The 7318-nt window shown below is 60.8% G+C and carries 6 protein-coding genes; 4 read left to right on the top strand and 2 right to left on the bottom strand.

The window, feature by feature from the left end; all coding sequences use genetic code 11:
• The first annotated feature begins 412 nt into the window (after positions 1-412).
• From glpD to tyrA, 4 genes are all read left to right on the top strand, one after another.
• Complete coding sequence (glpD, locus tag PG883_RS16920; RefSeq protein WP_049636196.1) at positions 413-1900, top strand: glycerol-3-phosphate dehydrogenase; 1488 nt, start codon at positions 413-415, stop codon at positions 1898-1900.
• Between the two features lie 102 nt (positions 1901-2002).
• On the top strand, positions 2003-3082 hold the full coding sequence (glpQ, locus tag PG883_RS16915) for a glycerophosphodiester phosphodiesterase (protein WP_039038618.1): 1080 nt from the start codon (positions 2003-2005) through the stop codon (positions 3080-3082).
• 371 nt (positions 3083-3453) lie between these two features.
• Positions 3454-4527, top strand: a complete 1074-nt coding sequence (locus PG883_RS16910) for a 3-deoxy-7-phosphoheptulonate synthase (RefSeq protein WP_010674236.1) — start codon at positions 3454-3456, stop codon at positions 4525-4527.
• A 118-nt stretch (positions 4528-4645) separates the two neighbouring features.
• The gene (gene tyrA / locus PG883_RS16905; RefSeq protein ID WP_049636195.1) at positions 4646-5785 is read left to right on the top strand and encodes a bifunctional chorismate mutase/prephenate dehydrogenase; all 1140 of its coding nucleotides are present in this window, start codon (positions 4646-4648) and stop codon (positions 5783-5785) included.
• Positions 5786-5899: 114 nt separating this feature from the next.
• Here tyrA and hdfR read toward each other — a convergent pair whose 3' ends face one another.
• Together hdfR and PG883_RS16895 are read right to left on the bottom strand one after the other, a co-directional pair.
• Entirely contained in the window at positions 5900-6775 is an 876-nt protein-coding gene (gene hdfR / locus PG883_RS16900) for an HTH-type transcriptional regulator HdfR (protein ID WP_049636194.1), read from the bottom strand.
• A complete protein-coding gene (locus PG883_RS16895) occupies positions 6775-7131 on the bottom strand; it encodes a DUF413 domain-containing protein (protein ID WP_010674239.1) in 357 nt (118 codons plus the stop codon). Before PG883_RS16895 ends, hdfR begins: the two co-directional genes overlap by 1 nt.
• Positions 7132-7318 lie beyond the last annotated feature (187 nt).

Below are 7318 nucleotides of genomic sequence, written 5' to 3'. Positions count from 1 at the left end.
GGCTTCGAGAAGGAAACTGGGGCTCGATAAGCCCCCATTGTGCATCAGTCAGCTGATAACGGCGGGACACGGAATGGATCTTAAGCTGTTGAGAAGATGTGAGATTATATCCTCATCACTTTAAGAACACAGCCTAGGCGCCTGCGAGGGATTCACGCCATCGCGTTCATCACCTTGCTTCATGGGCGCCCCCATCCGGGACTCTTTGTTCTCCTCCCTGCCCAAAATGGCTGTTTCCGGCAGACCTTAGCCTTGCCAGGCCGTCACCGACTGGCAGCATTTTTAGCATTGTGAAAACAATCGCGATCACATTTCTCTCACGAAATGTTCGTTTATTGGTTTTTCATGTTCTAATATGAGCGAAATCAAACATTGCTGTCATGGCAAACACAAAATAAGAAAGTAGGTGAACATGAGCGAACATTATGATCTGGTCGTCGTCGGCGGCGGCATCAACGGGGTCGGCATCGCGGCAGATGCGGCGGGGCGGGGGCTGAAGGTGGCGCTGTTCGAGGCGAGCGATCTCGCCTCTGCCACCTCGTCCAACTCCAGCAAGCTGATCCACGGCGGCCTGCGCTACCTCGAACATTACGAATTCCGGCTGGTGAAAGAGGCGCTGGCGGAGCGGGAGGTCCTGCTCGGCATGGCTCCCCACATCGCCCGTCCCATGCGTTTTCGTCTGCCCCATCGCCCGCACCTGCGTCCGGCCTGGATGATCCGAGCCGGTCTCTTCCTTTATGACAACCTGGCCAAGCGGGACAAGCTCAAGGGGAGTTGCGGTCTGCGCTTCCTGCCGCAGGACGGTCTCAAGAGCGGCATCAACAAGGGCTTTGAATACTCGGACGCCTGGGTCGACGACGCCCGGCTGGTGGTGCTCAATGCCATGCTGGCGCGGGACAAGGGCGCTGACGTGCAGACCCGTACCCGCTGCGTCAAGGCGGTGCGCGGATCCAAGCACTGGACCCTGACGCTGGAGCGGGAAGGGGGCGAGCAATTCACCGTCAGCTGCCGTGGTCTGGTCAATGCGGCGGGCCCCTGGGTCAAGACCTTCTATGACGAGAGCCTGAGCGAGAAATCCCCCCGCGGCATTCGCCTCATCAAGGGGAGCCACATGATAGTGCCGCGCATCCATGAGCGCGAAGAGGCCTACATCCTGCAAAACGAGGACAACCGCATCGTCTTCGTCATCCCCTACCAGCAGGACTATTCCCTCATCGGCACCACGGACGTGGAGCACAAAGGCAGCCCGCGCGAAGCCAAGATCAGCGATGCCGAGATCAACTACCTGTGCAAGGTGGTCAATGCCCACTTCACAAGGCAGATAAGCCCGGCAGACGTGGTGTGGACCTATGCCGGGGTGCGCCCCCTGTGTGACGACGAGTCCGATTCACCCCAGGCGGTGACCCGGGACTACACGCTCGAGCTCAGTGGTGAATCCGACGGCGCGCCGCTCTTGTCGGTGTTTGGCGGCAAGCTCACCACCTATCGCAAGCTGGCCCAGGCCGCCTGCAACAAGCTCAAGCCCTGGTTCAGCCAGATGGGAGAGGACTGGACCGCTTCCTGCCGGTTGCCCGGTGGCGAGTTCGACTGCTCGGTGCGTGAACTGGCGCGAGCCTTTGCGCTGGAATTCGACTGGCTCGACGATCGCAGCGCCCTGCGCATCGCCGAATCCTATGGCGCTCATGCCCGCCTCTGGCTGAAGGAGGAGCGCGGCCAGCACTTTGGCGCCGGACTGTATGAATCCGAAGTGCGCTATCTCATCGCGCGCGAATGGGCCCACTCCCTGGAAGACATTCTGTGGCGCCGCAGCAAGCTGGGGCTGCGCCTGTCGGAATCCGAACAGCAGCAGCTCGGTGCCTGGCTGCTTGAACACCACCACGCCCTGCCCGAAGCCTGCTGATGACCCACGGCGGGCGGCCTTTACCGTCCGCCGTCAAACTGCAATAAACCCCTGCTATAACAATTGCCTGCATCCTACACACCATAACAACGAGATCTCTTGATGAAGCAACCTCACCGTACCCTGATAGCCCTTGGCCTCGGGGCTGCCCTGGCGCTGCCCGCACTGGCGGCCGACGAAGGCAAAATCGTGATCGCCCACCGTGGTGCCTCCGGTTACCTGCCGGAACACACCCTGGAATCCAAGGCCCTGGCCTATGGCATGGGCGCCGACTATCTGGAGCAGGACCTGGTGATGACCAAGGATGACCAGCTGGTGGTGATGCACGATCACTTCCTTGATGGCATCACGGACGTGGCCGAGCGCTTCCCCGGCCGGGCCCGCCCGGACGGTCGCTACTATGTGGTGGATTTCACCCTGGACGAGGTGCGCTCCCTGCGCATGACCGAGCCGTTCCAGCTGGTGGACGGCAAGCAGGTGCCGGTCTATCCGGCCCGCTTCCCGCTGTGGAAGTCCAGCTTCAGGATCCACACCTTCCAGGAAGAGATCGAGATGATCCAGGGGCTAAACAAGAGCACCGGCAAGCACATCGGCATCTACCCGGAGATAAAAGCTCCCTGGCTATTCCGCCACGAGGGCAAGGACATCTCCAGGGCGGTGCTGAACGTGCTCAAGGAGTACGGCTACACCAGCAAGAGCGACAAGGTCTATCTGCAGTGCTTCGATGCCAACGAACTCAAGCGCATCAACGGCGAGCTGATGCCCGCCATGGGCATGGATCTCAAGCTGGTGCAGCTGATGGCCGAGACCGACTGGAACGAGACCATGGTCTACGATGCCAAGGGCAAGGCAACCCCCTATGACTACGACTGGATGTTCAAGCCGGGGGCCATGAAGACCATCGCCACCTATGCCGAGGGAATCGGTCCCTGGAAACCCATGGTGGTGACCGAGCCGGGCACTCCCGGCAAGCCGGTCTTCACCGGCATGGTGAAAGAGGCCCACGCGGCCGGCCTCAAGGTGCATCCTTATACCTTCCGTCAGGATGAGGGGCAGATCCCGGCCTATGCGAAAGACTTCACCGACCTGCTCAACATCTTCCTCTACCAGGCCGATGTGGACGGGGTATTCAGCGACTTCCCCGACAAGGCGGTCGAGGCTATCAAGGCTCACGGTAAATAATAAAAGAAGAGCAACACGGGAATGCAAGCGGGGCCAGGTGCCCCGCTTTTTTGTGCCCGGCGTCATCGCCGGGATGAGGGGCCGGATAAGGGGCCATGAGAGGGGGCAGAGAGATGATATCGAAATGGATGAGTGTAATCTAATGTTTACGATTTGGGGCTGGTTTGGCCTCGCGAGTCGCTACTTTTGAGTTGTTTCACTCTGCATTCTTGGTCATTTATCCATCTATCAGCGTGAAAAGACGCTAGTTTCACTTGATTGTTTGTTTTTCCTTGGTAAGGTGGGGGCGGTTGCGTAACAAAGCGCTGACCCGTGTAAACAAAAGTGAACGGTCGGCGCCCTTGGCTTGAAACAGTAGAGAGAATGAGAATATGCAAAGAGATCCCCTGAACAACATCCATATCCAGTCCGAACAAGTGATGATCACGCCTGCCCAGCTCAAGGAGAAACTGCCCATCTCCGATCGCGCGTTGGCATTCGTGCAAGGGGCCCGCAATACCATCGCCGACATTATCCACCGTCGCGATCACCGCCTGCTGGTGATCTGTGGTCCCTGCTCCATCCACGACATGGACGCCGCCAAAGAGTACGCAACCAGACTCAAAGCGCTGCATGACGCCTATCAGGACTCTCTCTACATTGTCATGCGGGTCTACTTTGAGAAGCCGCGCACCACGGTCGGCTGGAAGGGCTTTATCAACGATCCGAACCTGGATGGCACCTTTGACGTGGAGCTGGGTCTGCACCGCGCCCGCGAGCTGCTCTGCTGGCTGGCCGAGCTGGAGTTGCCGCTGGCCACCGAGGCGCTCGACCCCATCAGCCCGCAATACCTGGCGGAGCTCTTCTCTTGGTCGGCCATCGGTGCCCGCACCACCGAATCCCAGACCCACAGGGAGATGGCGTCCGGCCTCTCCATGCCGGTCGGCTTCAAGAACGGCACCGACGGCAACCTCGGCACCGCCATCAATGCGCTGCAGGCGGCCTCCAGCCCCCACGCTTTTATGGGGATCAACCAGCAGGGTCAGGTCGCGCTGCTGCAGACCCAGGGTAACCCGGATGGTCATGTGATCCTGCGCGGCGGCAAGCACCCGAACTACGACTCGGTCAATGTGTCGCTGGCGGAAGAGGCGCTGGAGAAGGCGGGTTTGCTGCCCGGTCTGGTGGTGGATTGCAGCCACGGCAACTCCAGCAAGGATCACCGGCTGCAGCCCAAGGTGGCCGACAACGTCATTCACCAGATCCAGGAGGGCAACCGCTCCATCATCGGGGTGATGCTCGAATCCAACCTGTTCGAAGGCAACCAGTCCAGCGAGCAGCCCAAGTGCGAGATGCGCTACGGCGTCTCCATCACCGATGCCTGCATCGACTGGGAGACCACGGATGCGCTGCTGGCCCGCTGCCACAGCCAGCTGGCGGCACCACTTTTGGCCAGAACATCGGCATAAGCCGTGGTATCTTGTTGTAACTGATTGAACCATCGAGGTATCACTGCCCACGCAGTGATACCTTGTTGCCTCTTGAATGACAGGGCGTCGCTGCGGGCGGCGCCAGCAGGGACTGGACATGGCGGAAGAGTTGAATGCCCTCAGGGACAAGATAGATGCGGTGGACAAGCAGCTGATTGATCTGCTGGCCGCCCGTCTCGCCCTGGTGGGGGAAGTGGGGGAAGTGAAAAGCCGGCACGGCCTGCCCATCTATGCACCGGATCGGGAGGCGAGCATGCTGGCCCGCCGCCGCGCCGAGGCCGAGGCACTGGGGGTGCCGGGGGACCTTATCGAGGATGTGCTGCGCCGGGTGATGCGCGAGTCCTATATTCTGGAGTCCGCCAGCGACAAGGAGCACCACTTCAAGTGCATGAAGCCTGAGCTCGGCAAGGTGGTGATCATCGGTGGCCAGGGGCAGCTTGGCCGCCTGTTCGGCAACCTGTTCAGCCTCTCGGGTTACCGGGTCGAAACCCTGGGTCAGGCCGATTGGCCGCGCGCCGACGAGATCCTGCACGGCGCCGGGCTGGTGATGGTGGCGGTGCCCATAGACGTCACCTGCGAGGTGATCGACCGGCTCGGCAACCTGCCTGAGAACTGCCTGCTGGTGGACGTGACCAGCGTCAAGAGTGAACCGCTTGCCCATATGCTGGCAGTACACCAGGGGCCGGTGCTGGGGCTGCACCCCATGTTCGGGCCGGACGTGGCGAGCCTCGCCAAGCAGGTGATCGTCTGCTGTCAGGGGCGCGAGCCTGCCGCCAGCCAGTGGCTGCTGGAGCAGATGACCATCTGGGGGGCGCGTTTGCAGCAGGTGGAGGCCAGGGCCCACGACGAGGCGATGACCTTTATTCAGGCGCTGCGCCACTTCGCCACCTTCGCCTACGGCTGGCACCTCTCCCGGGAGCAGGCCAACATCGACCGTCTGCTTGCCTTAAGCTCTCCCATCTACCGGCTGGAGCTGGCCATGGTGGGACGGCTGTTTGCCCAGGATCCCCATCTCTACGCCGACATCATATTGTCGTCGCCGCAGAACCTGGCGATGATCCGCCGCTACTACCAGAACTTCGGCGAGGCGCTTGGGTTGCTGGAGCGGGGAGACAGGGAGGGCTTCATCGAGGCCTTCAGCCAGGTCTCCGGCTTCTTCGGCGAGCGGGCGGAGGAGTTCCTGCGCGAGAGTCGCACCCTGCTGGCCCAGGCCAACGACCGTCGCCATCACGGCTGATGCTCAAAGACATCCATACAAAAGGGGCCTGATGGCCCCTTTTTCATGTTGTTTGTGCTGCACCGATAACCACGGTAGATGAAAACACAGGTCTGGGCGTGAAATCGCCCTGTTTCATTCGGCAGGCGGTTGACGCAAGTCGGCGTCATGCCAGCCCAGCGGCAGGGTCAGCAGCTGATCGATCAGCTCCCGGCGGTCGGATTTCTCCAGATAGGCGAGGTAGAGCGGGCGGCTCAGGGATTGGCCCCCTTCCACCAGATGAAGCTGCCCATGCTCCAGGAAGGGGCTCACCATGCGCCTTGGCAGGTAGGCGGCGCCGCCGTTGGCCAGCACGAATTGCAGGGCCATGCTGGCGGAGCTCGAATGCAGCACTGGGGTCTTCTGCAGGCTCTGCAACCGGCTCGATGGCGGTTCGAAGCTGGTGCCCCAGTCGAGATGAATGTGGGGCATCTGCATCAGGCTGTCGGCGTTTGCGGCCGGCTCCCGGCTCACCAGTTCGAACACCAGCTCGCCGATGGGGTGCAGGGCAATCTCGTCGATCTTGGTCGGCTCGGAGAGCAGGGCCAGATCGAGGGAGCGCTCCAGCAGCTGGCGGCACAGGTGCTCGCGGGAGGCCGTTTCGAGGCGCACCGCGAGGCCGGGGACCAGGGCATAGACATGGTTCAGCCAGTCGTTGAAGTCGAGCTCCCAGAAGACGGCGGGGGCGCCGATGGCAAGCTGCTGGCTGAAACCGGGGGAGAGGGCCACGTCCTGCTTGGCGCGCCCCAAAGTATGCAGAATGGCGTCTGCGTAGGGCAGCAGACGCTCACCGGAGGCAGTCAGGCGGATGTTGTTGCGATGACGGGCAAACAGGCTGACCCCGAGTTGCTGCTCGAGCTGGCGGATCCGGAAGCTCACCGCCGACTGGGTCAGGTAGAGATTTTCAGCCGCCCGGCCAAAGTGCCGGGTCTTGCTGACCTCGATGAAGGTCCGAAGCAGCTCGGTATCCATTAATCGAGGGACTCGTCGCTGCCGCCACCGCCGCCTTCAAAGCTGCCACCAGCATCTTCATTGGCGCCGCCTGCGACGGTGCACAGACGGTGCACGCGCTTGGGACCAATCACCTTCAGGTATTTGAACCACACCTTGGCGTGGGGGTTGTTGCCGGCTGCACCGGATTTGACCTGTTCGATAAAGGCACTTTCTACGTCATCTCGCGGGGCCAGGTTGCCCTGATAGAGCGCCAGCATCACGGTGCCATATTTTTCCAGACTGTCCGCTTCTGCCACGGTGAATTCGCCACTGCGACGCAGGCCACGGGGAAAATGTTTGAAGTCGTTGAAACGCTTGTCTGATTCGAAGCTCATAGTGCTCTTGTTCTGGTTAGTTTGACCTTTGCGGGCAAGTATCATCAGGCCGTCGCAGAGTGCAAAATCAATTTTCTTACTATGTTAATAAATATCTTTTATCGAACAGGGTTTGTCGCATCCCGAGGGGGCATTTTGCGGTGCGCTGCACAAAAAAGCCTGAAAAATAGTGGAGTTATGTCAGATT

The sequence above is a fragment of the Aeromonas sp. QDB25 genome, from assembly GCF_027707725.1.
Classification (GTDB): domain Bacteria; phylum Pseudomonadota; class Gammaproteobacteria; order Enterobacterales; family Aeromonadaceae; genus Aeromonas; species Aeromonas caviae.
Note: the sequence above shows the minus strand (reverse complement) of the source record. Positions and strands in the feature narration are given on the sequence as shown.